1 protein-coding gene is annotated in these 299 nt (G+C 39.1%); it reads right to left on the minus strand.

The features are described 5' to 3' along the window. Positions 1 to 299, minus strand: a 299-nt coding sequence (locus ACFINS_RS10560) for a hypothetical protein (protein WP_375706243.1), incomplete at both ends; no start/stop codon positions are given.

Here is a 299-nt window from a genome sequence, read left to right on the forward strand (position 1 = left end):
ACCACTTGACCATTCCCACAACCGTGCCAAATGGTCATAGTCACCTTCATATCGTTGTGACATAATAGGGACGGCATGTGAGAGATAGCCTTGTTGTGGATTTTGATAATAAGTTATAAGTGCAATAAGATTTTTCCATGCAATTTTACTGAGCTTAACAGCACTTAAGTGGGTTTCTCCTTCTCCTTTGCTTAAAAGAATTGATTGGGATTTAATTTCACCCTTTCCGTTCAGGGGAATGTAAAATAGATTTGAGGGGGTAAGGTCTTGAAAATCTGGAAATGCTCCTTCCATAAGCA

This window comes from Bartonella sp. AA2SXKL, assembly GCF_042197205.1.
Lineage (GTDB): Bacteria > Pseudomonadota > Alphaproteobacteria > Rhizobiales > Rhizobiaceae > Bartonella.